This is a genomic window from Nostoc sp. (assembly GCF_036917615.1).
Classification (GTDB): Bacteria; Cyanobacteriota; Cyanobacteriia; order Cyanobacteriales; family Nostocaceae; genus Nostoc.
Genome location: NZ_JBALCZ010000027.1, coordinates 93,251 through 116,451 on the forward strand (window position 1 = coordinate 93,251; position 23,201 = coordinate 116,451).

21 protein-coding genes, 1 tRNA gene and 3 pseudogenes are annotated in these 23,201 nt (G+C 42.0%); 11 read left to right on the forward strand and 14 right to left on the reverse strand.

Annotation, left to right across the window (positions count from 1 at the left end):
* The first annotated feature begins 298 nt into the window (after positions 1-298).
* Together secA and V7K85_RS09945 are read left to right on the forward strand one after the other, a co-directional pair.
* On the forward strand, positions 299-3,091 hold the full coding sequence (secA, locus tag V7K85_RS09940; protein ID WP_334813160.1) for a preprotein translocase subunit SecA: 2,793 nt from the start codon (positions 299-301) through the stop codon (positions 3,089-3,091).
* A 435-nt stretch (positions 3,092-3,526) separates the two neighbouring features.
* On the forward strand, positions 3,527-4,087 hold the full coding sequence (locus V7K85_RS09945; protein ID WP_442940567.1) for a nitrate transporter: 561 nt from the start codon (positions 3,527-3,529) through the stop codon (positions 4,085-4,087).
* Between the two features lie 3 nt (positions 4,088-4,090).
* Here the strand turns inward: V7K85_RS09945 and V7K85_RS09950 are convergent.
* Positions 4,091-4,462 (reverse strand): annotated as a pseudogene (locus V7K85_RS09950) (collagen-like protein); the annotation flags it as partial.
* Positions 4,463-4,762: 300 nt separating this feature from the next.
* On the opposite strand from V7K85_RS09950, the gene V7K85_RS09955 reads away from it, so the two are divergent.
* The 3 genes from V7K85_RS09955 (at position 4,763) to V7K85_RS09965 (ending at position 7,372) form a co-directional block, all read left to right on the forward strand.
* Positions 4,763-5,041, forward strand: coding sequence for a hypothetical protein (locus tag V7K85_RS09955; RefSeq protein WP_334813162.1), 279 nt, complete (start codon positions 4,763-4,765; stop codon positions 5,039-5,041).
* Between the two features lie 383 nt (positions 5,042-5,424).
* Entirely contained in the window at positions 5,425-6,231 is an 807-nt protein-coding gene (locus tag V7K85_RS09960; RefSeq protein ID WP_334813164.1) for a class I SAM-dependent methyltransferase, read from the forward strand.
* Between the two features lie 247 nt (positions 6,232-6,478).
* Complete coding sequence (locus tag V7K85_RS09965) at positions 6,479-7,372, forward strand: 4-hydroxybenzoate solanesyltransferase (protein WP_334813166.1); 894 nt, start codon at positions 6,479-6,481, stop codon at positions 7,370-7,372.
* A gap of 395 nt (positions 7,373-7,767) precedes the next feature.
* Here the strand turns inward: V7K85_RS09965 and V7K85_RS09970 are convergent.
* The 4 genes and pseudogenes from V7K85_RS09970 to V7K85_RS09985 form a co-directional block, all read right to left on the reverse strand.
* Positions 7,768-7,872, reverse strand: a pseudogene (locus V7K85_RS09970) (IS630 family transposase); the annotation flags it as partial.
* Between the two features lie 10 nt (positions 7,873-7,882).
* Entirely contained in the window at positions 7,883-8,905 is a 1,023-nt protein-coding gene (locus V7K85_RS09975) for an NADP-dependent oxidoreductase (RefSeq protein ID WP_334813168.1), read from the reverse strand.
* 22 nt (positions 8,906-8,927) lie between these two features.
* Positions 8,928-9,551, reverse strand: coding sequence for a TenA family protein (locus V7K85_RS09980; RefSeq protein WP_334813170.1), 624 nt, complete (start codon positions 9,549-9,551; stop codon positions 8,928-8,930).
* A gap of 64 nt (positions 9,552-9,615) precedes the next feature.
* On the reverse strand, positions 9,616-10,386 hold the full coding sequence (locus V7K85_RS09985; RefSeq protein ID WP_334813172.1) for a pentapeptide repeat-containing protein: 771 nt from the start codon (positions 10,384-10,386) through the stop codon (positions 9,616-9,618).
* 618 nt (positions 10,387-11,004) lie between these two features.
* Between V7K85_RS09985 and V7K85_RS09990 the strand changes: the two genes are divergently transcribed.
* Both V7K85_RS09990 and V7K85_RS09995 read left to right on the forward strand, forming a co-directional pair.
* Positions 11,005-11,271, forward strand: a complete 267-nt coding sequence (locus tag V7K85_RS09990; RefSeq protein ID WP_334813173.1) for a type II toxin-antitoxin system HicA family toxin — start codon at positions 11,005-11,007, stop codon at positions 11,269-11,271.
* Positions 11,255-11,467, forward strand: a complete 213-nt coding sequence (locus tag V7K85_RS09995; RefSeq protein ID WP_334813175.1) for a type II toxin-antitoxin system HicB family antitoxin — start codon at positions 11,255-11,257, stop codon at positions 11,465-11,467. The genes V7K85_RS09990 and V7K85_RS09995 overlap by 17 nt, the downstream gene beginning before the upstream one ends.
* Positions 11,468-11,615: 148 nt before the next feature.
* On the opposite strand, the gene V7K85_RS10000 is transcribed toward V7K85_RS09995, so the two are convergent.
* From V7K85_RS10000 to V7K85_RS10010, 3 genes are all read right to left on the reverse strand, one after another.
* The gene (locus V7K85_RS10000; RefSeq protein WP_334813177.1) at positions 11,616-11,801 is read right to left on the reverse strand and encodes a hypothetical protein; all 186 of its coding nucleotides are present in this window, start codon (positions 11,799-11,801) and stop codon (positions 11,616-11,618) included.
* A 412-nt stretch (positions 11,802-12,213) separates the two neighbouring features.
* Positions 12,214-13,272, reverse strand: a complete 1,059-nt coding sequence (locus V7K85_RS10005) for an L-histidine N(alpha)-methyltransferase (protein ID WP_334813179.1) — start codon at positions 13,270-13,272, stop codon at positions 12,214-12,216.
* 59 nt (positions 13,273-13,331) lie between these two features.
* Complete coding sequence (locus tag V7K85_RS10010) at positions 13,332-13,883, reverse strand: pentapeptide repeat-containing protein (protein WP_334813181.1); 552 nt, start codon at positions 13,881-13,883, stop codon at positions 13,332-13,334.
* 149 nt (positions 13,884-14,032) lie between these two features.
* Between V7K85_RS10010 and V7K85_RS10015 the strand changes: the two genes are divergently transcribed.
* The 3 genes from V7K85_RS10015 to V7K85_RS10025 all read left to right on the forward strand — a co-directional run bounded on the left by V7K85_RS10015 (position 14,033) and on the right by V7K85_RS10025 (position 18,054).
* Positions 14,033-15,826: an ABC transporter ATP-binding protein gene (locus V7K85_RS10015; protein WP_334813183.1), complete on the forward strand. Its 1,794-nt coding sequence runs from the start codon at positions 14,033-14,035 to the stop codon at positions 15,824-15,826.
* Between the two features lie 128 nt (positions 15,827-15,954).
* Entirely contained in the window at positions 15,955-17,757 is a 1,803-nt protein-coding gene (locus tag V7K85_RS10020; RefSeq protein ID WP_334813185.1) for an ABC transporter ATP-binding protein, read from the forward strand.
* Positions 17,758-17,799: 42 nt separating this feature from the next.
* Positions 17,800-18,054, forward strand: a complete 255-nt coding sequence (locus V7K85_RS10025; RefSeq protein ID WP_334813187.1) for a TIGR03643 family protein — start codon at positions 17,800-17,802, stop codon at positions 18,052-18,054.
* Positions 18,055-18,567: 513 nt separating this feature from the next.
* On the opposite strand, the gene V7K85_RS10030 is transcribed toward V7K85_RS10025, so the two are convergent.
* The 6 genes and pseudogenes from V7K85_RS10030 to rsmA all read right to left on the reverse strand — a co-directional run bounded on the left by V7K85_RS10030 (position 18,568) and on the right by rsmA (position 22,340).
* Positions 18,568-18,639: transfer RNA gene (locus V7K85_RS10030), tRNA-Gly, on the reverse strand.
* 229 nt (positions 18,640-18,868) lie between these two features.
* On the reverse strand, positions 18,869-19,474 hold the full coding sequence (locus V7K85_RS10035) for a sporulation/spore germination protein (RefSeq protein ID WP_334813188.1): 606 nt from the start codon (positions 19,472-19,474) through the stop codon (positions 18,869-18,871).
* A gap of 155 nt (positions 19,475-19,629) precedes the next feature.
* Positions 19,630-19,834 (reverse strand): annotated as a pseudogene (locus V7K85_RS10040) (indole-3-glycerol phosphate synthase TrpC); the annotation flags it as partial.
* 57 nt (positions 19,835-19,891) lie between these two features.
* A complete protein-coding gene (locus V7K85_RS10045; RefSeq protein ID WP_334813190.1) occupies positions 19,892-20,221 on the reverse strand; it encodes a DUF3082 domain-containing protein in 330 nt (109 codons plus the stop codon).
* 84 nt (positions 20,222-20,305) lie between these two features.
* Positions 20,306-21,259 (reverse strand): 4-(cytidine 5'-diphospho)-2-C-methyl-D-erythritol kinase, encoded by a 954-nt coding sequence (ispE, locus tag V7K85_RS10050; protein WP_334813192.1) that lies wholly within the window; start codon positions 21,257-21,259, stop codon positions 20,306-20,308.
* Between the two features lie 256 nt (positions 21,260-21,515).
* A complete protein-coding gene (gene rsmA, locus V7K85_RS10055; RefSeq protein WP_334813194.1) occupies positions 21,516-22,340 on the reverse strand; it encodes a 16S rRNA (adenine(1518)-N(6)/adenine(1519)-N(6))-dimethyltransferase RsmA in 825 nt (274 codons plus the stop codon).
* 394 nt (positions 22,341-22,734) lie between these two features.
* On the opposite strand from rsmA, the gene V7K85_RS10060 reads away from it, so the two are divergent.
* Complete coding sequence (locus V7K85_RS10060) at positions 22,735-23,118, forward strand: hypothetical protein (protein WP_334813195.1); 384 nt, start codon at positions 22,735-22,737, stop codon at positions 23,116-23,118.
* The last annotated feature ends 83 nt before the right edge of the window (positions 23,119-23,201 follow it).

Sequence of the window (23,201 nt, forward strand, 5' to 3'; positions counted from 1 at the left end):
TTTTCCCTGCCTCTTCATTGAAAAATTCATAATTCATAACTCCTCACTCCTCACTTTATTCCCCCACTCCCTCTCTGGCCCCATCTAGGGGCAAAATGATACTATAAAGAAAGACTAAATATAAGATAAAAGTTAAAACCAATCATTTAGTAACTGATTGGCTAATTTTTCTCCTGTTTTTGAGTTAATTCTCATTTCACACCCATCCACGACCAAGCCGGTTGGGTTGGGTTAAATGTTTATAATCAATACCGAACCTTTAATCCCCATCCCCCTTGATTGAGTTCTATAATCTGCCATGCTAAAACTCTTGTTGGGCGACCCCAACGCTCGTAAGCTTAAAAAATACCAACCTTCTGTTACTGAAATTAACCTTTTAGAGGAAGAAATTAAGGTTCTTTCCGATGAGGAGTTAAAAGGTAAAACCGCCGAATTTAAACAACGGCTTGCCAAAGGCGAACCTCTGGATGACATCTTGCCAGAAGCTTACGCCGTTGTCCGGGAAGCAGGACGGCGAGTCTTAGGCTTGCGGCACTTTGATGTCCAACTCCTTGGCGGGATCATTTTGCACATAGGGCAAATTGCCGAAATGAAAACCGGCGAGGGTAAAACACTGGTAGCCACCTTGCCGAGTTATTTGAATGCCCTCACTGGTAAAGGTGTACACGTGATCACCGTGAACGATTACCTGGCTCGTCGGGATGCGGAATGGATGGGACAGGTGCATCGATTTTTGGGGCTGAGTGTGGGGTTAATTCAGGCAAGCATGACTCCCAGCGAACGCCAGAAAAATTACGATTGTGATATTACCTATGTCACCAACAGTGAGATCGGGTTTGACTACTTGCGGGATAACATGGCGACATCAATGGCAGATGTGGTGCAACGCCCGTTCAATTATTGCGTGATTGACGAGGTAGACTCAATTTTAGTTGATGAGGCGCGGACACCACTGATTATTTCTGGGCAGGTGGAAAGACCTACAGAAAAGTATCTGCAAGCTGCTGAAATTGCATTCACACTTAAGAAAGACGAGCATTACGATGTGGATGAAAAAGCTCGTAACGTGCTATTGACAGATGAAGGCTTTGCTGAAGCCGAAAATCTTTTGGGAGTCACAGATTTATTTGACCCAGAAGATCCTTGGGCGCACTTTGTTTTCAATGCGATTAAAGCCAAAGAACTTTTTCTCAAGGACGTAAATTACATCGTCCGCAATGGGGAAGTGGTAATTGTGGATGAATTTACTGGTCGGGTGCTACCCGGACGGCGTTGGAGTGATGGATTACACCAGGCTATTGAAGCCAAAGAACACGAAGAAATTCAGCCAGAAACTCAAACTCTAGCGACAATTACTTATCAAAATATGTTTTTGCTGTATCCAAAACTCGGTGGAATGACCGGAACGGCAAAAACGGAAGAACCAGAATTTGAAAAAATTTACAAACTGGAAGTCGCGGTAATTCCCACTAATCAAGCCAGAAGACGCGAAGACTTGTCTGATATGGTCTTTAAGACAGAAGCGGGCAAGTGGGGTGCGATCGCAAAAGAATGTGCCGAAATGCACGAACTCGGCAGACCTGTGTTAGTGGGAACCACTAGTGTGGAAAAATCCGAACTTCTCAGCCGACTGCTGAAACAACTGGAGATTCCCCACGAATTACTCAACGCCCGACCGGAAAACGTCGAGCGTGAGGCAGAAATCGTCGCCCAAGCCGGACGCAAAGGTGCTGTAACTATTGCTACTAACATGGCTGGTAGAGGTACAGACATCATTCTCGGTGGTAACTCCGAATATATGGCGCGTCTGAAGCTGCGGGAATACTTCATGCCCCGGATCGTCATGCCAGAAGATGAAGACACGTTTGGCGTTCAAAGACCAGCCGGCTTGCCTACAGGACACGGCGGTGGTCAAGGCTTTGTCCCTGGCAAAAAAGTTAAAACTTGGCGGGCTTCCCCAGAAATTTTCCCCACCCAGTTGACAAAAGAAACAGAAAAACTGCTCAAAGAAGCAGTAGAAATTGCGGTGCGTGAGTATGGCGATCGCAGTTTACCGGAACTGGAAGCCGAAGACAAGGTAGCTGTAGCCGCAGAAAAAGCTCCCATTGATGACCCGGTGATTCTGAAATTGCGGTCAGCATACAACCGGATTAAGCAAGAATACGAACAATTTACTACCCGCGAACATAATGAGGTAGTGGAAATCGGCGGTTTGCACGTCATTGGTACAGAACGCCACGAATCGCGCCGAATTGACAACCAGTTGCGCGGACGTGCAGGAAGACAAGGCGACCCTGGAACAACAAGATTCTTCCTAAGTTTAGAAGATAACTTACTGCGGATTTTTGGTGGCGATCGCGTTGCCGGGTTAATGAATGCTTTCCAAGTGGAAGAAGATATGCCCATCGAATCTGGGATGCTTACCCGCAGTTTGGAAGGTGCACAGAAAAAAGTTGAAACCTACTACTACGACATCCGTAAGCAGGTGTTTGAGTATGACGAGGTGATGAATAATCAACGTCGTGCTATTTATGCCGAACGCCGCCGGGTATTAGAAGGTCAAGACTTGAAAGAACAGGTGATTAAGTACGCTGAAAAAACGATGGATGACATCGTTGACTACTACATCAACATAGACTTGCCCTCGGAAGAGTGGGAGTTAGAAAAGTTGGTTGAGAAAGTTAAAGAATTCGTCTATCTGCTAGCGGATTTGCAGCCAAATCAATTAGAGGATATGTCGGTTACTGAGATTAAAGCCTTCCTCCATGAACAGGTGCGAATTGCTTACGATCTCAAAGAAGCGCAGATTGACCAAGTTCAACCCGGACTTATGCGCCAAGCTGAACGCTTTTTTATCTTGCAACGCATTGATACCCTGTGGCGGGAACACTTGCAACAAATGGATGCCTTGCGTGAATCGGTGGGGCTGCGTGGTTACGGTCAAAAAGACCCGCTGATTGAGTACAAGAGCGAGGGTTACGAACTCTTCTTAGATATGATGGTTAACATTCGCCGAGATGTGGTGTACTCATTGTTCATGTTCCAGCCGCAGCCGCAGCAGATGGTGCAAGCATCATCAGAGATGGTTTGATATTAAGGTAGAACATAATCTCACGTAGAGACGCAAAGACGCATAGTAGTTTTTGCGTCTTTGTTTTATTGAAGAAATATCAATATTGCTAATAACTAGTTACACAATTTATTTAGTATTAAAAGTTCTAAATATTTATACTTAATACAATTATCAATCAAGGAAATTCTGGAAATTGTATTTAATTTGCTAATCAGAATTTATTTTTCTGATAAAGTTTAGTAAAGCCAAATTTTACATCTTCTTTCTACTACTACTAACACGTCGTAACAATACCTATTTTTTTGATTAGCCATCAAGGAGGAGAAGATATAAGAAATCTTGTATTGTTCAAAGATAACGTGTAATTAAATACACTTTTCTATTTTCTATTTGGTGTTGTTGCCACAGTATTTCCCAGATGTTTTCCATGAGAACTGAGGCATAGAGAATAATATGTTTTTAGACATTTTAGCTAGTCTACAACGGTTATTTGTGGGTTACATCCCAGCCGCTGTATTGGGTAGTTTCATAGGATATTTAATAGGCATGAATAGCATGATTTATCAGCTATTTAGGCTGATATTTCAGATACCACATAGTATCCCTCCTATAGCTTTGTTACCTATTGCCTTAATAGCGTTTCAAGAGAGCGATTCGGCTGCTATTATAGTAGTTTTTCTAGGAACTCTGTGGACGATGATCATTAATACAGCAATAGGTATGCGGCATTTTCAGAGACAGAATAATAACTTTCGAGTAGCTATATTTCATATATTTCATGCTTTGAAAGTTAGCATTTGGGTAGCCTGGTTTATAGTTATTGCTATAGAAATGTTAACGGGCCCAAAAGGACTTGGTTTTACTCTCTGGGAAGCTTATAAAGCTGGCAATGCCGATTACATAATCCAGGTAATCTTATACATCGGTATCATTGGTTTTTTGCTGGATCAGTTACTAGATTTCGCAGCCTATATTCTCTCGCAAATGGTTTCAGATGGGAAAAAATCTTCCTAAATTTTATCTAGGCTTGCGGACTGCACCTTGCCAGCTAATAGTTTGCTTCGCAGAACGTATTCCCAAAGAACGAGTCGCTACGACTTCAATATCAACGTTGACACCAGGGCGTAAGGCTTCGTCAGCAATTTTGAGCTTACCCAAAGCTAGAATAAAACGGTTGTAGTCACGAGTCACAAGTTCGTTAGGAATATCCCCTTCATATTCAGTTTTGTAGGCAGAAAAACCGTCCTGTGCGCGACATTTCACGCGAAACTGAGTATTAATAGCATCAGATTTTGCTGCCAAATCGACTATTTTTAAGTTGAGGTTTTGTCCGGCATCGGCAAACTCTGCCACAGCTAACCGAGTGACATCTTTTTTGGGAATACAATACCAGCAAATCTTTTGCTCATTTTTATGGGAGTTTGGTTCGCGAATGATATCCGCGAACCAAACTCCCCTTTCCACATCCCGTGAAAAGTCAGGTCATTCTGAAGGTTAAAGGGCGTTGTAGCGGGTTAGAGAGTGTTGTAGGGCATTCTAACGTGTTGTAGCGGCTTGGGAAGTGTTAGAGGGTTGTCAGGCGTTGGAAGGGTTGGAAAGCTGTTAATTGCTAGCAGTAATGCATGTTGTAAATTGCTAACAGTAGTGTGTAGTGTAAGTGTAAATTAACAAAAAAGGTGGAATACAATTATGGATACTTGGAATTTGGGTAAAGGTTTAGGAGTCGTAATCGTTGGTGCAATAGCTTTCTCTGGAAACTCTGCTATTGCCAAAATCAATCAGGGTGTGACTTTAGAGAACAATCTGAATGCACCTACCTTAAACACAGCGATTAAAAAGCATAATGCATTAGTAGATGCGCTGAAAATTAATCACAGTGTCAAACAAATTCAATCTCAAAATAGAAATGCTGTAGATAAGAAAAAAACTTTGGTAGCACTTTGCAGTTTTTCGAGGACTTGTTCTTAAGCCTTAGCGTTTTTTATTTCATCTTAATAAAAAAGCTGCCTAAATCACAGCCAGCTTTTTTATTAGGTTGGATTAGGCGCGAACGCACTTATTCACTCATCAAATTTAATAGGCTTGCGATTGAAGTGACCGTAGATAATTTCCGGTCTGAGCTACACAGGTAGGGAGCATCCCAAATGTGCAAATATACAGAAAGAAAAATTATTCATGAGTATCAATTGCGAATAAGATAGGGATTCAATCTTGTGGTTCTTGCGACTCTTGCTCAGATCCAGAACTAATATGGGTGTGGTCAAAAATAGTTGGTGGATAAGCGATGCCTCTGGTACGAATAGCGATCGCTCAAAGCCTCAATGCAAATTATTTTTGAAAGCAAAATAATAATGATACATGATGACCGTTATACACTAGCCACTGGAAAAGTAGGCGCAAATCGATTGCAAATTCTTCACCAAATCCATAAGCCATATACAGAGTTTTTACTTGGGCGAGTTGGACTCAGCGAAGGGATGCATATAGCTGACATTGGTTGCGGTATTGGAAGTGTTTCCACTTGGTTAGGGGAGCAAGTTGGATTCAACGGTTCAGTTATTGGTGTAGATGTGAGTACAGAGCAGGTAGAACAGGCACGAGGAAATGCAGACGCACTGGGCTTGAGCAATGTAAAATTTGTCTTGGGCAGCGCTTACAATACAGGATTACCTCATAACTCCTTTGACATAGTTTATTGCCGCTTTTTGCTAACCCATTTAACTCGCCCTAAAGATGCACTGGAACAAATGCTGGCACTACTTAAGCCGAGTGGGTTGTTAGTGTGTGAGGAAGCCGACTTTAGCACTGGTTTTTGTCAACCTGCTAACCCTAGCTACGACCGCTGTATTGAGCTTTTCCTTAAACTGGGTAATGCTCGTAACCAGCACTTTTGTATGGGAAGCAAGCTTTACCAAATATTTCAAAATGCTGGCTTGCTGACGCGAGAAATTTTTTTAATGCAGCCTGTCGCAGTTCACAAAGAAACTAAGCGTTTCATAGATTTGTCACTCAAAGAGGCAACTGATGCTTTAATTGAAACTGGAATAACAACACCAGAAGAGATTAAGCAAACTCTAGAGCAAATAAGAGAGTTGGCAGAGGACGAAACAACACTGTTTGGCATCCCTCGTGTGACACAAATTTGGGCGCGAAAATAACTATGCAGTTTATTGAAGCTTAACAGAGTTATTGGATTGTGAAGAGAAAATCAATTCTCTAGTGAATAACTGAAAGCAGATCATAGTTGATTAACCTTTGAAATGCGATAGATTTGCTGTTTAACATTCTCAGACAGGATAATTAATACCAATTGGTAATTCGTAATTCAGAAATTTAGATTTAATCTGTAGGCGCGATCAAGATGAACTTGGCATTAATAACTACAAATTCAGTGGGAGCAAATTTATGCTTACTCAATCAGAATCTCAAGGAAGAAAAGAGCCTTTGTGGCATAAAATTGTCCGACTTCTAAGATGGGAAAAGCCCACTGGACGGTTAATTCTAATAATTCCAGCCCTTTGGGGTATTGTTTTATCAGCAAAGGGAATGCCATCAATACCACTTGTTAACCTGATCATTTTTTTTGCTTTAGCTACCAGTGCTACAACTTGCGTGATCAACGACTTGTGCGATCGAGATATTGATGCACAAGTGGAAAGAACGCGTGAGCGTCCCTTAGCTTCTGGTGCGCTTTCTGTCTCTGTCGGGATCACGGTTGCTGTGATCTCTGTGGGCTTGAATGCAATGCTGGCTTTTGCTCTAAAACCACTCTCGTTCTGGTTATGGGTTGGAACACTTCCGATAATTATTTTATACCCATTGTCTAAACGGGTATTTCCAGTTCCCCAGTTATTACTGGCAATAATTTGGGGCCTTGTAGTTTTGACTAGCTGGACTGCGGTGAATGAGCAGATAGAATTTACTACTTGGTTGCTATGTAGCTCAACTGCGCTGTGGGCTGTGGGATTCGACACCATTTACGCTATGTCTGACCGCAAGGATGACCAACGGATTGGCGTTAAGTCCAGCGCTCTGTTTTTTGGTAAGTATGCGCCTGTTGCTGTTATGATTTGCTATGCAACTGCTGCCTTACTATTGGGTTTGCTAGGCTTTTATATGCAATTGCAACTGAGTTTCTGGATTAGCTTGATAATTGCAACTATTGCTTGGATTTGGCAGTTTATACGGCTGCTTGACTCACAACTTCCAAATACTGCCTACAATCAAATGTTCACTCAAAATGTCTGGATTAGCTCTGTATTGCTTTTTGGAATGATTTTCGGGTTTTTAAAATTATAAATTCAGGAACTTAATAAGGACACGCTCCAGAGCACCGGAGGTTCATCGCTTACAACGCACTCAAGGATGCTTGAGCCTACGGAACGCGATGCCTGCGGCTGGCGGAGCGATCGCATCCTTGAGTGCCCTGGGGCATTTTTAGTATTGTTCGGAAACGCCTATAGGTGATTCAATAACTGATACACCATTACTTGAGATTGTTAGCAAGCCCTTAGTGTTTGAACCTCATCCATCATTAATGTTGCTTGCACAACAGAAAAATTGGCTGGTTACCAACCGGAATGATATTGTCAAACATGTTATGGAGTTAGGAAACACCTAAAAAAAACTAAGGTATTGCACAAAATAGAGCATCTCTTCTCTACGAGAGGCTGCGCCAACGAGACGCTGCGCGAACGAACCCATGTTTTAGCCTGCAACCAAATATCCTCAATGGGATTTTGTACTCTTGCATTGGGAGTGAAGCGAAGACAATCTATTTTCCATTGTTCAGATGACATTACGCACCGATTAAGCCGCTGTTGGGTCGTCACTGACCTTAACAATCAGCTTGCCAAAGTTCTCACCTCGAAGTAAACCGATGAATGCACTAGGAGCGTTCTCTAAACCAATAACTACATCTTCTTTATACTTAAGTTTACCAGACTGCAACCATCCAGAAACATCATGCAAAAAATCATCAAACCGATGTTGGTAATCACTAACTAGAAAACCTTTAATCAAAGCCCGCTTGATTAGTAGTGGTCTTAAATTGGGCCCTGGTGGAATAGATGTGGCGTTATACTCCGAAATCAAACCTACTAGTGGAATTCTTGCCCCAAGATTAATTTGCTGCAACACAGTTTCTAAAATCACACCTGCTGTATTGTCATAGTAAACATCAATGCCATTAGGAGCAGCTGCTTTGAGCGCTGAATCAAGTTCTTGGGTTTTGCGGTTAATGCCAACATCAAAACCTAATTCCTTAACTATATAGTCTTGCTTATCATCACTCCCAACAATTCCCACTACTCGCGCACCTTTAATTTTGGCAATTTGACCTGCTACTGCACCGACAGCACCAGAAGCGGCTGAAACCACAACAGTTTCACCTTCTTTCGGTTGACCGACATCAAGCAGAGCAGCATAAGCAGTCAGACCAGGCATACCCAGTACACCTAGACTATAGGATAAAGGTGCTTGAGTTGGATCAAGTTTACGCAGTGTCTCACCCTTTGATACAGCATAAGTTTGCCAACCGTTACTGCTAAGAACAAAATCTCCTACTTGAAATTGAGGATGATTTGATTTAATTACTTGGCTGACTGTACCACCCACGATCGCAGAATTCAATTCTACTGACGCAGCATAAGACTTGCCTGCACTAATGCGACCACGCATGTAAGGGTCGAGAGATAGATAAATGGTGCGGCTAAGAATTTCGCCTTCACCCGCTTCGGGAGTTGGTGTTTCTACTAGAGCAAAATCACTCTCTTTTGGTTCGCCGACTGGACGGCTTTTGAGGATGATTTGTTTATTAATTAAATCAGACATAAGTTATTTTCCTCTAGCGCCCCTACTCCAAAATCCACGCAGCCTGAAAAAAGTCGCGCTCACAAAACATAGGATAACGGTAGGTTGAATGCACAACAGGATTAGTAATAGCATAATTGTCAACCAGACTTTCTAATTGTTTTGTTAGTGATTGAAAGTCTGGGCTGCTGTAAGTACGAATCCAGTCTGCATATTGATGATTAGGAATACCGTTACCAGCTAACTGTTCTCCCAAAAAGGCATACAAACGCATACACGGAGACATCGCCGCAGCAGTTAAACCCACATCTCTACCCCAAGCGGTTGCTAACAAAAAGTCAGTATAGCGGCGGGTGGTGGCTCCTGGTTCCACAGAATCCAAATTGATTCCCCACTGGGAAGCATAGCCACTATGCAGCCGCAGTTCTTCTAAAGCTTCACTAGCTAGGTTATGAAATGTGGTGAAACCTAATGAGTCTGGTGCTTTAGCTGCGGCGATACTGTAGGCACGGGCAAAAGCTTCTAGGAAAAAAGCATCTTGCCCTACGTAGTAAGCAAATTTCGCCTGCTCAAGAGTACCATCGCCAATGCCTTGAACGAAAGGATGCTTTAGGCAAGCTTGGGCTAAGTCTTGATTTGCTGCCCATAATTCCTTAGATAAAGTCATTTGTCATTTGTCATCTGTTATTATCCCTCTATTCTTTCAACTCTCCCTCTCAAAAAGCAAGCACTCAAAAAGGTAAGAACTGGAGCAAGACTGAGCCAAGACTTCCCAAAAAGTCAACGAAACTGGGGCTACCAGCGCTTACCTTCTCATTGACGGGTGTTTGCAGTTCTTTAATAAAAGCTTGGGCTGTTAGTGTTCCAGGGCTGTTGTTTTGAGATGTAAACAATTTTTCAGCAACTTGGGCATCTTGGAATGCACCTTCTCTATCTAGTATTTGGTAACGAGCGACACCACGAGCTAAAAAAGCACCTGCATATTCTGGTTTAATAGCGATCGCTTGATTAAAATAACTGATTGCTTGCTGTTGGTTGCCTTTTTGCGCTTCTGCGACACCCCAAGCATAAAATTCTTCTGGTGAAGCAATTTGTAATGGTATACCAACTGCACCCTGGAAGTTAGCACCATTCAGGTAAGCACCAGTCAGTTCTGCATTTGCTAGATAGGTATTTCTCAAATCAGCACCCGTCAAATTTGCCCCACGAAATTTAGCTTCGCTCAGGTTAACACCAAATAAACTAGCGCCACTCAAGTTTGCACCCCGCAAATCTGCGCCGCTCAAGTTTGCACGGCTCAAGTTTGCACCTGTGAGATTAGCACCGCTCAAATTGGCTCCAGATAAGTCAGCCATCACTAAACCTGCACTGCTTAAATCGCAGTTTTGACATTGTTTGGTTGCCAATAACTGTTTAACATGTTCAGAATTTGCAGCTTGTACGGTTGTTGTCAAACTAATCGTGGTTAAAAAGGCAGCTGCACCTAGAATTTGGTTTTTCATATTCGCGTAATATTTATTACTCAATATTCAACATTAACTGAGACGGATTTATACCTCAGCCTATGATATGAGCAATCTCAACAATTTGCCCTCTGTAGTTGCCTATATCACTTGTAAATTTGAGTAAACACTATCACCCTGTATTTCTTGCCTCAGGCAAGGGATGAAGGGTAAAACCATTTATGAATTCGCAACAGGATGATTATGTGGTTTCCCTTTCCCCCTTACCCTTTACCCCTGTTTCTCATCACTGGCGGAAACTGGATTCAACAAGCGTCCCCAGTACCCAGTTCCCTTTTCCGGTAACAATGGTCAATGAGCATCATTCGTCAAGAAAAATGATACACCTCCACGATAGTCAAAACTGATGTCACAACACTAAACTCACTGCAAAACATTGTTTCAAAGAAAGCATCTGTAACATCCAAATAATCAGGATTTTCTGTAATCAAGTAAAACTGTAGAGCAGTATGCAAGCCTACAATTTGCCCTGATAACTGGATTAGCCATTGTCATCTAGGATGCTCTCACTCAGGAGCAAAATGATAGTTTTGCTTTTGTATGCCCTGATTTTAAATAAATATGAGACTATAGAAATATTAAGACAGTCAGGAAAACGTGAGTCAGCAAGACAAACTCTTAGAAAAAATTCTCTCTGGGACTTCTGATACAGACATCCCTTTCGCTCAACTGTGGCAACTTTTATATAAACTAGGCTTTGAGGAACGGATTCGTGGCGATCATCGGATTTTTATCAAAGCCGATGTCGAGGAAATATTAAACCTGCAACATAAGAGAGGAAAAGCCAAAAGCTATCAAATTAAACAAGTTCGGGCTGTGATTCTCAAGTATAAGCTAGGAACTAAAAATGATGTTTCGGTATGAAATTATTCTCTACTGGAGTGAATTAGATCAAGCCTTTATTGCAGAAGTGCCAGAATTATCAGGCTGTGCTGCTGACGGCGATACTTATCAAGAAGCCCTACATAATGTAGAATTAGTTATACAGGAATGGATAGAAATAGCTAAGGATTTAGGGCGTCCAGTTCCTGAGCCTAAACCGCGTTTGATGTACATTTAATTGATACACAAGACAAGTCAAACTGGTTTTTTAGCATCATCAGAAATATTTGACACCATTTTAGATCTGAATTAGAAAAATTTTCCCTAAAAGACCTAGAAAATTCTATTAACTGCCATAATCGTATCTATAGCACAATACGCTTGGGTTAAAGCCAAAAACTAAAACCAGCGTAGGTTGGGGAGCCACTGCGCCCTTGCAGTTTGCCGACTTGTCCCTTGCGCTTCTCCCATTGGTGAAAGGCTAGCGCCTGCCGTAGGATGCCCAAAGGGCTGTAGGAAGAAGCAAGTGGCGTTTGAGGAACGTAGCAAGATCCCGAAGGGTAACCCAACATTATCAAGAGTTTGTTGGGTTTGACTTTGTTGAACCCAACCTACAAATATCTTTAACTGTGATTTTAGGCACTTATTGATCCCCCCTAACCCCCTTCAAAAGGCTAGGGTGTACACACAAGTCCTAAAAACCTAGCTTGTATAAAGTTTTCCTCCTTTTCCTCGTTCCTATGCAGAGCATGGGAATGCATTCATTGAGTCTGTGACTCAATTCTGACTCAATATTTAACTGGAGGCAGAGCCTCTAATCAGCCATTCCCGTGCAGAGCATGGGAACGAGAGAAGAATGAAAAATCGAGCTTTTTTCGACTTGTCTGTACACCGTAGCTTAAAAGGAGGGAACCGGAATCAAAGTCCTGCTTTTTAAGGGGGATTTAGAGGGATCTAGAACTTGTTATACCGACAATAGGACTTTTAAAACATCCTCTTACAAATCACCATAATATGTGATTTGTATTTGTCAGTACTATAGTGAATAAGTTCTAGTCCAGAACGTTCTAGTTCTTGCAAAAGTTTAGGTATTTCAAACTTATGATGTCGCCAAATAGTAATTTCTTCACCTTCAGATATTTCAATTTTTTTATCTATCCCTATCCGATTGAAATTTATAGTGTAATTATGACGTAATTTCATATTAGCAACTATACTATCTGTTTTTAAATCATACTTTCTCACCAATTCACAATCTTCAGATTTAATCCCAATCTTGCTTTTAACCCATTCATATATTCCTTCTACATGATACTTGCAGCCACCTCTAACTATTCCATCCCATGTAGAGTTAGAGCCAATTTCGTTAGTGAACACCAGAAAATCATTTTTTCCCATGCTATCTCTAAAGTTTTTGAGTACCCCATCTCTATTTTGATGATTACCAATAGTAACTCCTAAGTGGAAAAATATTTTTGCTGTGTCGTCAATTTCAAGACTAGCTTTATTTTGGAATAGAGTTTTGGGTACACAACTATTTTCTATATCAATTGTGGAACTGATAAACTCCACAAGAGGAAACCATTTTTTAAAATTATTTTTTGATAAATTAAGCAATTCCTCACTAATATCTAAAGCAATATATTTATTAACCTTTCCCAATTTATTAAGTCTTTGAATAAAATTTTTAACTGGATATGAATTTCCGGCACCAACATCTACAATATTTACTTTTTTGCCAATTTTAATATTGTCATTCAAATATTTAAAATTGTCCTTTAAAAGGTCAATTTCTACATTCGATGTTTTATACCATGTAGGAATAATATATTTAAGATAAAAATCATTCCAGATTTTTGCGCCTCTACCTTTATAAGAATACTTTAGAGGTATTTCTCGTCTTATTTCTAATGCATGAATTATCCCTAGAACTTCTTCTTCAGAAAAAAGAGAGTAAAACTCAGAACTTGGCTTTGCTGTGCGACTGATAGCAGTTGAGATATCCGATGGAAGTTGGGAATTGCTAGGAAAATTTTGAGCCATTATTCTTGTTATTTGGTTTTCTTAATTTATTCTCCTAGACCCAATTTACACCAGATGTGTCAACCATATCTGGGACCGACCACAGTACTTCCATCTGGCATAATAGTGTACCAGTAAAAAGCATTGAAAAAACTGTTAAATCTCCAATTCTCACATAGGACATATGAAATTCTAGCTCCTTCAAAGTTAGTTCCGATCAAAATAGTACTTTCCATATTTCCAGTGATTCCGAATTCAGCATTATTCAACCAGGCATTCGTCAAATTAGCTCCCTGCAAGTTGGCATCACTTAGATTAGCTTCTCTCAAGCCAGTACCCCACATCAAAGCACGTTTGAGATCGACACCTTGCAGGTTAGCCTGAATCAGATTAGCACCACTCAAGTCGGTTCCTTTCAAGTTGGCATTCCTGAGATCAGCCTTCCTCAAGGCAGAACAATTCAAGTTGGCACCAGTCAGGTTGACGCCTCTCAAGTTAGCACCTACAAGGCTAATACGAGTCAACTCAGCTTCTCTCAAATCAACACTACTCAAATCAACACTACTCAAATCAACCCCAGCAAAATTTCTCTCCCCAGCAGCATACCTTCTCAACAACTCCTCAGCATTCATACCTTAACTCTCAAATCAATTACTACTTAGAATGGCTATTTTAACGACTTTAGTCAATTTTGCGACCTGAGTTAGACCATTATCAAGCGCGATCGCTTATACCATAAAAAATAGAAGATAATTTTCCAAAGATACAGGGGTAAATACCATTGGTTCAGCAACCAGAACTCCAGGAAACTTCGTCGATACAGTCAACCCAGCGTGTGCTTAGAAGTTTGAGTACTTACCGATGGACTTCGCTAGGAGCATTGGTCAGTCTGTTGCTGTTGACGATCGCAAACGCAGTTACCCCGCAACTATTTCGCTGGGGAATTGATCAGGGCATCATCAAACAAAACCTCCAAATTGTGCTATACAGCGCCGCCTGGATGGTAGTCGCGGCGATCGCTCGTGGTTTATTTAACTTTGGACAAAGCTATTTAGCAGAAGCAGTGTCTCAGGGTGTAGCCTATGACCTGCGAAACAAGATTTTTAGCAAGATTCAAAATCTCAGTTTCAGTTATCATGACCAGGCGCAGACTTCCCAATTATTAACCCGTGTCACCAGCGACATTGAGCAGATCCGTACCTTTGTTGGTACTAGCTTAATTCAGGTCGTGGGTTCAGTTGTGACATTGGTGAGTATTTCGGTGATTTTGTTGGTGATGAACTGGCGATTAGCACTAATTACGCTGACAGTAGTGCCCCTAGCCGGATGGGTGATGGCGCGATTCATCACCCGAAATAACAAACTTTTTCGGCAAGTACAAGAGCAACTGAGCGACCTCAATGCTGTATTGCAAGAGAACTTGCTAGGAATACGGGTGGTGAAAGCGTTTGTGCGAGAGTCAACCGAAAGGTCGCGTTACACGACGATGAATGATGCCCTAGTCAGGGCAAACATGAAGACCATAAGCGCCATCCGTGATACCTTCCCGTTGATCTTTTTGCTGAGTAATTTGGTAACACTAGCAGTTTTCGCCTACGGGGGAGCGCAGGTGATTGGGCGTAGATTCTCCATTGGCGAACTGGTGGCGTTTAACTCCTACCTGGCGTTGATTCTCCAACCTATTTTATTAATTGGATTTGCTGCACCTGCGATCGCTCAATCAGCTGCTTCGGCAGAACGGGTTTATGAAGTTGTAGATGCAGAAGTAGAAATTCGCGATCGCCCTGGTGCTGTCCCATTTGACACCTGCTGTGGTAGAATCACCTTTGAAAATGTTTCCTTTCGCTATCCAGGAGCGACAACCGAAACTCTCAAAGAAGTTTCCTTTGAAACGAAACCTAACGAACTGATCGCCGTTCTAGGGATGACTGGTTCCGGAAAAAGCACAATTATGAACCTGATTCCTCGCTTTTACGATGTCACAGGGGGAGCGGTTCGCATTGACGGACGGGATGTAACAAGTTTCACACTAAAAAGCCTTAGATCGCGTATTGGCATTGTATTTCAGGAAACCACCCTCTTCTCTGGCACAATCCGTGAGAATATTGCCTACGCAAAACCCAATGCAACCCTAGAGCAGGTGATTGAGGTTGCAAAAACCGCACAAATGCACGATTTTATTACCAGTCTGCCTGATGGCTACGAGACGATTGTGGGTGAACGTGGCGTGGGCTTGTCTGGTGGACAAAAACAACGAATTGCGATCGCTCGTACCTTACTGACCGATTACTGCATTCTAATTTTGGACGATAGTACCTCGGCTGTAGATGCCAAAACCGCTGCTCAGATTCAAGCCAAACTAGATGACTTAATGCGCCAAAAAGCTTGTACAACTTTTGTCGTGGCTCAACGCATCAGCACCGTCAAGAATGCCGATCGCATTTTTCTGATGGATAAAGGACGATTGGTGGCACAAGGCACTCACGAGGAATTGATGCAAACCAGCCCTCTCTATGGTGTGATTTTGGAATCTCAGGTAAAGCCAAAGGAGAAAAATCATCCCAAATTAGCATAATTAGTCTGGCTGGAAATTTTTATCACAGCCTTGTAATAAAGACTTTTAATCCCAAATCGTTCGACTGAGCCAACGCAAGAGCGTCTCAAAGAGAAGCCGAAGTCCAAAATCTAAAATCCAAAATTTTTATGAGAGGCACAGTTCCTGTTGTTGCATCTGAGGAAAAAACGAGTCAGCAACTTTCCACCCTGCGGCGCTTTTTGCAATACGTGTTACTCTATCGCAAAGAAATTCCTATCGCCCTGACATTAGTATTTATTGGTGCTGGAACCCAGGCAATTGGGCCGTTTTTCATCGGCTGGTCGATTGATCACCTGATTGCACAAGGGAATTTGCAAGGATTGCTAATGTTATTAGGGCTACTAGCGCTCAACTATGGACTTGGTGTCTTGGCAATCCGCGGTCAAATTATTCGAGTCGGCTGGATTATGCAGCGATTGCTGGCTCAACTAAGACAAGATATTTTCACTAAAATCCAAAGTCTGCCACTTAGCTTTTTTGACCGCAGCGAAGCAGGCGATTTAATGAGCCGCTTGCTAAATGATGTCAATACCGTAAATCAGGCATTTGGACTGACGATCGCTCAAATGCTGGGCAACACTTTCAGTTTGGTTGGCATTGTTATTGCTATGCTCTCAATCAATCTGCAACTCGGCTTGTTGAGCAACCTAGTTGTGCCACTGATGATTTTTACTACAGGCTTATTTGCACGTTGGGCAAGAGTTAGATTTCGCGTCACCCGACAAACCATTGGGGAGCTTTCCGCCAAATTGGAAGAAGATATTGTCAGCGTCCGAGAAGCACAGGCATTTAATCGTGTACAGATGAATATCGCAAAATTCGACATTCTCAACGCTGCCAATAGAGATGCCAACGTTGACGCTGTGGCAATTACTTCCGCCTTTTTGCCCTCCATCGATTTTCTCAACACATTAGCAACCGCAGGCGTGCTGGCCTATGGTGGCTATCTCGCTGTAACAGGAGCTGCAACAGTGGGTGTGGTGACATCTTTTTTACTTTACGTCCAGCAGTTTTTCCGCCCTATCCAGATTCTCAGCCAGTTTTATACCCAAGCTCAATCTGCCTTCGCCGGATTAGAGCGAATCTTTCTATTGCTAGATGAACCGTCAGAACTCAAAGACGCACCCAATGCGACAGAAATGCCGCCCATTCAGGGTGAGGTGACATTCGAGAATGTCAAGTTTGGCTACAACCCAGATCAACTGGTTCTCAAAGGGGTGAATTTGCACGCCTATCCAGGGCAGATGATTGCGTTAGTAGGGCCGACCGGTTCGGGAAAAAGTACGATCATTAACTTGATTTTGCGCTTCTACGATGTATCTGGCGGTGCAGTGAAAATTGATGATATTGATGTGCGTAGCGTTACTCAAGCAAGTCTGCGGCGTCAAATTGGCATCGTCCTGCAAGACAATATTCTGTTCAGTGGCACCGTCGCCGAAAACATTGCCTTTGGCGCTCCTTACAGCACTCAAGCTGAGATCGAAGAGGCTGCACAACTAGCAAATGTGCATGAGTTCATTACCTCACTGCCACAGGGTTATACAACTCAATTGGGTGAACGGGGCGCTCCCCTGAGCCAAGGACAACGACAACTGATCAGTATTGCCCGTGCGGTGTTGATCAACCCGCGAATTCTGATTCTTGATGAAGCAACCAGCAGCATCGATACCCGCACAGAAGCGCTAGTACAAAGTGCGATCGCCCGCTTGCTGCAAGGCCGTACCAGCTTCGTGATTGCCCACCGCCTCAGTACAGTTACTCAGGCAGATCAGGTATTAGTAATTCAGCAAGGACAAATTGTAGAGCAGGGTACTCACACCGAACTGATCAATCAGCAAGGTGTCTATGCCAACCTCTATGCCCTGCAACTGGGTGCAGCAGACACAATGGTTCTTCAAAACCAAAAGTAAAATATTATATATAGCTCGAATTTAGCAATTGCCAGCAAAGGAATGAAGCTACCTAACCTCGATTCACAAACCATCGATCGGATTATTGAAATGGCATGGGAAGATAGAACATCTTTTGATGCCATTGAGGCTCAGTTTGGGCTACTGGAGAAACAAGTAATTGCCCTAATGAGGCGCGAAATGAAGGAATCTAGTTTCCAGATGTGGCGAGAGCGAGTCACCAAACGCGATACAAAGCATTTATCTAAGCGAGAATTTATTGCAGGTCGGTTTAAATCGCACAATCAAAAAACGTAAGTAAGTGGGAAAGCGTAGGCGTAGCCCGTCGTAGACATCGCTCTTTTGTGATCTGTTCAATCAAAATATCGTCCAGAACCATCAGAGGCTAAAATACTGTAGAAGAAATAAGCCTGCGATCGCACCACTATTTGCAGTAAAAACTTTAATACCTGGGACAGTCACATAATCACCATCATCGGTAATTATGTGACTCCAGCTTTGCCAATCGCCTCAAGTATCAGCAAGTCGTAACCGTCAAGTAATATCATGTCCGACTGATTGCCAACTGCTGATAAATAAACCGCTTACCTTTACCTGAAGTAAATAACTCCGGCTCTTAGTCTTTCAGCTTTTTGAGCATAGTGCTGGCTATGTCAAAACTTAACCCCACAGATAGCCAATATGACATTGCAGCCAGTTCCAGCAAATTAGACTTTGAGTAATAAATACTACGTCATGTCCCAGCATCACTGATCACAGGAACTTAATCTGTTAATAGGGACAAATAATTAGTTAATGTACAACATACAAAGCGGGAGATGGGACTCGAACCCACGACGTTCACCTTGGGAAAGTGACATTCTACCACTGAATTACACCCGCGAATTGCTGCCATAAACTTAGAGATAAAATGAAGCATACCACTATTTACAGCTGTTTTCAATTGGTTAGAACATAGACTGTTTTGGCAACTGCTGATGCATGAGTCCTGTGGCTGTTCAGATTGGGAAATCTTTTTAGCTAGCTGATGACGGCACTTACTACCATATTTAAGTGAACTACTTACACTGACCTGAGTACAGATAAAGCAGGAGGCTTCTGGCAAAGCTAGCTAAAGAACAATGTCCTTACCTCGCTCGGTGAAGCGAACCTCTTTAATATTCCATTGGGCATTACTCGTTAGGGTTTTGCGGAGACTGCTAAACAGAGCAAACTGTTCACAACTAGAAAGAGAAGCTATTTGTCGCTTTGAATCAGGAGATATTCGCAAATCAACTGTAGCAATGCCATTTTTGACGTTGACACGATACCCAGACAAGCTCAAATCGCTTGTATCTCGTTTCTCTATAATTTTACCCACTACATTTTTCACTGGTTCCTCGGCTGGTACTGAAACCTTTTCGGGAATTAGTTCTTGGCATTGAGTATCACTTGTGTATAGTGTGACTTTGGTAGTTTTGCTAGTGGCAGCTTTAGAAGTTGATGAGGAAGGCGTATTTTCCTTAGGAGATTCTTGCTTGGGAGATTTTTCTCTCAACTGAGCTACGCTAGGAATTTGGCTGAGAGTCTGAGACGATGCGCTATTCGTCGGTGTTGTGGTAGGGGATAGCGTTTCGCTGTCAATATTACGAGCGATGGGGTTAGAACTACAACTGCTGAGGCTAACAACCATTGTCACAAAAATAAAAGGTAAAAAATATCTCTTGGTTGTGTTCATAAATTTTGCTCAGAAGTGATGTTGGTGCTATAAACTTCAGTGATGCTGGTATCAATTCCGCATAAATTTGTGAATCTTCAGCCAGTCTATAAAGTGTCAACCCGAAGTCTGTTAAAGTCGAGGGTTATACTATGCACCGAAATTACAACATCTGCTGTATACAAGCCAGACTGACTGACAATGACAATGCCCAAGCTTTGCACTTGCTGATCGCCTAGCCGCCAGTAGTTGCCCAGTTGTGCCAATGTTGACGCTAAAATCTTCTAGACTTTGGTTGTTAATTTCAATTAAGCGCAGATCATCAAGCTTTAGCACCCGATCTAGTTCTGCTCAGGTATGGACTTTTACCAAAGCATTGATTAATCGTGGTTCGTTAGAAAAACTTGTGCCTTTAGGTTGCTGATTAAAAACAAATTACTAGTTTTCACTACTTTTTTGCTTGGTCAACTCCTGCACTAATAATTGCACTCCTAAAGCCAACAAACCAATTGCTACTATACTAAATATTCCACTTCCTAAAGCAACTACACCAACAACCAGAGTCCGAACAGCAGTAGAAATCTTAATTACCAATGGATTAATTGAATGGACAGGTTTAGTAGCGAAATTTGTAGTGATCGCAATCATCAGCGAATACACTGCATATCCCATTCCTCCAGAAATCACCGCCCCAATTAAACAGCGTAACGGACTCGCTGTTGCCTGTATTTTAGTATCCGTTTGTGGTGTTAAATTTTGGTCACTCATACCATTTTAGATTTTAGATTTTGGATTGGCCATTAGGAATAATTCTTGGCTATTCCCGATGCTTCATTAACGAAAAAGAATTATTTAAACAGACGATGCCACTTTAATACCATGTGTGATTGTTTGAGTTACCAACAATTCTAAGTCCTGATCAATAATTGCTTCTCTTACTTGCAGTTTAACTTGTTCTGCTTGCTGTTGAGACTCAAAAAGAGCAAATACTGTTGGTCCAGAACCAGACATCATTGTTCCTAAAACGCCTTCCTGATTTGCGAACACTTCTCGCAGTTGCAAGACTTGAGGATAGGCTGGCAATACCACACGCTCTAAATCATTGTGCAGTTTTTGGGCAATTTCTCCCGCATCTTTATCCAGGACAGCTTTTACTATTGCTCCTGAATGAACCGCATTAGCACGCCCTACTAAGTTGTGGCTATCTCTAATATCAGAATTACCAAACTGCTGTCGATAAGTTTTGTATGCCCAAGCCGTGGAAACTTCCAGACTGCGGTATTTCCCCAATAATACATATATATTATCTAAACTAGGTAGGGGAGAAAGTTGCTCACCTCTACCTGTGGCGATCGCAGTTCCACCCGCTACACAAAATGGTACATCTGAACCAAGTGTACCTCCTAACTCTTCTAATTCTGACTGAGTTAATCCCAATTTCCACAGTAAATCTATCCCCAGCAACACAGCTGCTGCATTCGTCGAACCCCCAGCCAACCCAGCAGCTACAGGAATCTGCTTGTTGACGGTAATCTCCACACCCCCATATTTAGCAAAGGCTTCGGGAAATTGCCTCGCCATTAATTCTGCTGCCCGATATGCCAAATTACTTTTATCTGTCGGTACTTGTGGGTGGTTGCAGTGAACACGGATGGTGTCAGTGCTAATGGAACGCACATCAATTTTGTCTGCAAGTCCGATACTTTGAAGTATCATGGCTAACTCGTGATAGCCATCAGGACGATTGCCAATGATTTCCAGATACAAGTTGATTTTAGCAGGGGCAATTAGGCTGTAGGAATGCATTTTGAAAGTTAAAAGTTAGGAGTTATTCAATTTTGGATTTTAGATTTTAGATTTTAGATTTTTTCTTCAATCCAAAATCCAAAATTCAAAATCTAAAATTGACAGAGTTTGGAGTTTGGAGTTTGGAGTCTAAGCAAGCATCTAGTAAATCACGGTATAAATAAACTACCCATTCCAAATCAATGAAACACTTGCGGTATAGAAATTACGAATTACGCGTAGCGGTACTACCCGTTCACTCTTAACTTCTCACTTCTCACTCCTCACTTTTAACTCCTAACTCATTTGCTAGGATTACCCATTGCTGAACGCTGAGGTCTTCGGCTCTGGCTTGGGCATTTATTTCTAATTGTTCCAGTAAGTGGGTCAGGCGATCGCGTTCCATAACAGATTGCAAATTATTTCGTAACATTTTGCGCTTTGCACCAAACCCCAACTTTAAGAAGTTCTCTAACCGTCTTGGATCAAGTGCTGGTATTTCTATTTTTCGGGGACGCAATCGCACTACTGCTGAATCAACTTTTGGCGGTGGATGGAATGCGGCTGCTGGAACGGTGCAAATTAACTCACACTCAGCCAAATACTGTACCCGCACACTCAACGCCCCAAAGGCTCTTGATCCTGGTTTAGCATACAACCTTTCTGCTACTTCTTTTTGTACTAGTAACACTATTGAGTCAAATGGTTCTGGGTTAGGGTTGGCGATCGTACCCAGTAGTTTCTCGATAATTGGCCCTGTAATATTATAAGGAATATTGGCTACTACTTTATTTGGCTTTTGGAAATTGGGAAAGGCTACCAGATGAGAAGGTAAATCTAGGGTGAGAAAATCGCCTTGCAGCAATAAGAAATTTTCAGTCTTACCCAGTTGCTTTGCTAATAGTTGGCATAAGTCACGGTCTATTTCAACTGCAACCAGAGATTGCACTAGGGGTAGTAAACGACGAGTCAGAATGCCGGTTCCGGGCCCAATTTCCAGGATGCGTTCGCGTTCTGTACATTCTGCTGCTTGAATAATTGCGTCGAGCGCCTTTTCACTTTTTAGCCAATGTTGAGCAAAGACCTTGCGCGGTCGGATCATCTGTATTTCCTGCCTAGTCTAGTTTTTAGCTTTTGAAGGAAAATTTATTTGGTAGAATCAATGGGCGGTATTAAGCTAAACCACATCTAGTTTGCATAATCTGAAATTGTACATTTCTTGTGGGGTGGGCGACACGATCGCCTGGAAATTTTGTAACTGGCGATACTTTTTCTTTGCTACGGTAAAAGCAAGTATGTCGGTTAAATATAATAATTGCTTATAAACTGGTGGTTTGATGGGTAAAATTAGTCTAAACTCCAGTCAATTGTGATCGTTGCGATTAGGTGCTGAGAGTTTAATCATCTGGGAAAAACGTGAGAAAGTGAAAGCTAAATTCTCAAATTTTGTGTAGGCTGCTGCATGGCATTCAAAAATTTTCATCCTTTGCGTAAATATGATAATTGGTAAAAAGCTGCTTTACGTGCTAATTTTTTTGGGGATGGGGGTTAACGGTTCTTTGTATCTGAGCTGGTTTTTATCACCTCCTAACCCTGATCGCGTAGGCTACTGGTTCTGGATATATCTATTCGTATTTCCTTACCTTGGCTTTTTGGGAATTGCTTCTTTAGCACTAAAAGATGTACTAAGGATCCCTTTGAGTATTGGTATTGTTCTGTTGCTATATGTCGGAATTCTAACAATTCTGGCAAACTCATTTCAGCTAGGCTTAGGCTGGATGTTGAGTTGGTTACCTAATTTAGGGTATGAGTTTTTCCATGTGATTCTATTCGTTTTAGCACTGTTATGGCTGATTGTCGTTGTGCAACGGCGATATTAACTGTTTAAGATCATCTCCATGAATAATGACTTTTTCTCCAGAGATGAACATTACTGAATGTAATTTATGGCGGCTCAAATGTC

Coding starts and splice junctions, on each gene's coding strand:
- V7K85_RS09945 (WP_442940567.1), top strand. CDS start 3,527: ATGTTTTTAGACATTTTAGCTAGTCTACAACGGTTATTTGTGGGTTAC.
- V7K85_RS09975 (WP_334813168.1), bottom strand. CDS start 8,905: ATGTCTGATTTAATTAATAAACAAATCATCCTCAAAAGCCGTCCAGTC.
- V7K85_RS10035 (WP_334813188.1), bottom strand. CDS start 19,474: ATGAACACAACCAAGAGATATTTTTTACCTTTTATTTTTGTGACAATG.
- V7K85_RS10045 (WP_334813190.1), bottom strand. CDS start 20,221: ATGAGTGACCAAAATTTAACACCACAAACGGATACTAAAATACAGGCA.
- V7K85_RS09980 (WP_334813170.1), bottom strand. CDS start 9,551: ATGACTTTATCTAAGGAATTATGGGCAGCAAATCAAGACTTAGCCCAA.
- secA (WP_334813160.1), top strand. CDS start 299: ATGCTAAAACTCTTGTTGGGCGACCCCAACGCTCGTAAGCTTAAAAAA.
- ispE (WP_334813192.1), bottom strand. CDS start 21,259: ATGCATTCCTACAGCCTAATTGCCCCTGCTAAAATCAACTTGTATCTG.
- V7K85_RS09995 (WP_334813175.1), top strand. CDS start 11,255: ATGATGTTTCGGTATGAAATTATTCTCTACTGGAGTGAATTAGATCAA.
- V7K85_RS09960 (WP_334813164.1), top strand. CDS start 5,425: ATGATACATGATGACCGTTATACACTAGCCACTGGAAAAGTAGGCGCA.
- V7K85_RS10020 (WP_334813185.1), top strand. CDS start 15,955: ATGAGAGGCACAGTTCCTGTTGTTGCATCTGAGGAAAAAACGAGTCAG.
- V7K85_RS09955 (WP_334813162.1), top strand. CDS start 4,763: ATGGATACTTGGAATTTGGGTAAAGGTTTAGGAGTCGTAATCGTTGGT.
- V7K85_RS09985 (WP_334813172.1), bottom strand. CDS start 10,386: ATGAAAAACCAAATTCTAGGTGCAGCTGCCTTTTTAACCACGATTAGT.
- V7K85_RS10005 (WP_334813179.1), bottom strand. CDS start 13,272: ATGGCTCAAAATTTTCCTAGCAATTCCCAACTTCCATCGGATATCTCA.
- V7K85_RS10010 (WP_334813181.1), bottom strand. CDS start 13,883: ATGAATGCTGAGGAGTTGTTGAGAAGGTATGCTGCTGGGGAGAGAAAT.
- V7K85_RS10060 (WP_334813195.1), top strand. CDS start 22,735: ATGATAATTGGTAAAAAGCTGCTTTACGTGCTAATTTTTTTGGGGATG.
- V7K85_RS09965 (WP_334813166.1), top strand. CDS start 6,479: ATGCTTACTCAATCAGAATCTCAAGGAAGAAAAGAGCCTTTGTGGCAT.
- rsmA (WP_334813194.1), bottom strand. CDS start 22,340: ATGATCCGACCGCGCAAGGTCTTTGCTCAACATTGGCTAAAAAGTGAA.
- V7K85_RS10000 (WP_334813177.1), bottom strand. CDS start 11,801: ATGTTGGGTTACCCTTCGGGATCTTGCTACGTTCCTCAAACGCCACTT.
- V7K85_RS10025 (WP_334813187.1), top strand. CDS start 17,800: ATGAAGCTACCTAACCTCGATTCACAAACCATCGATCGGATTATTGAA.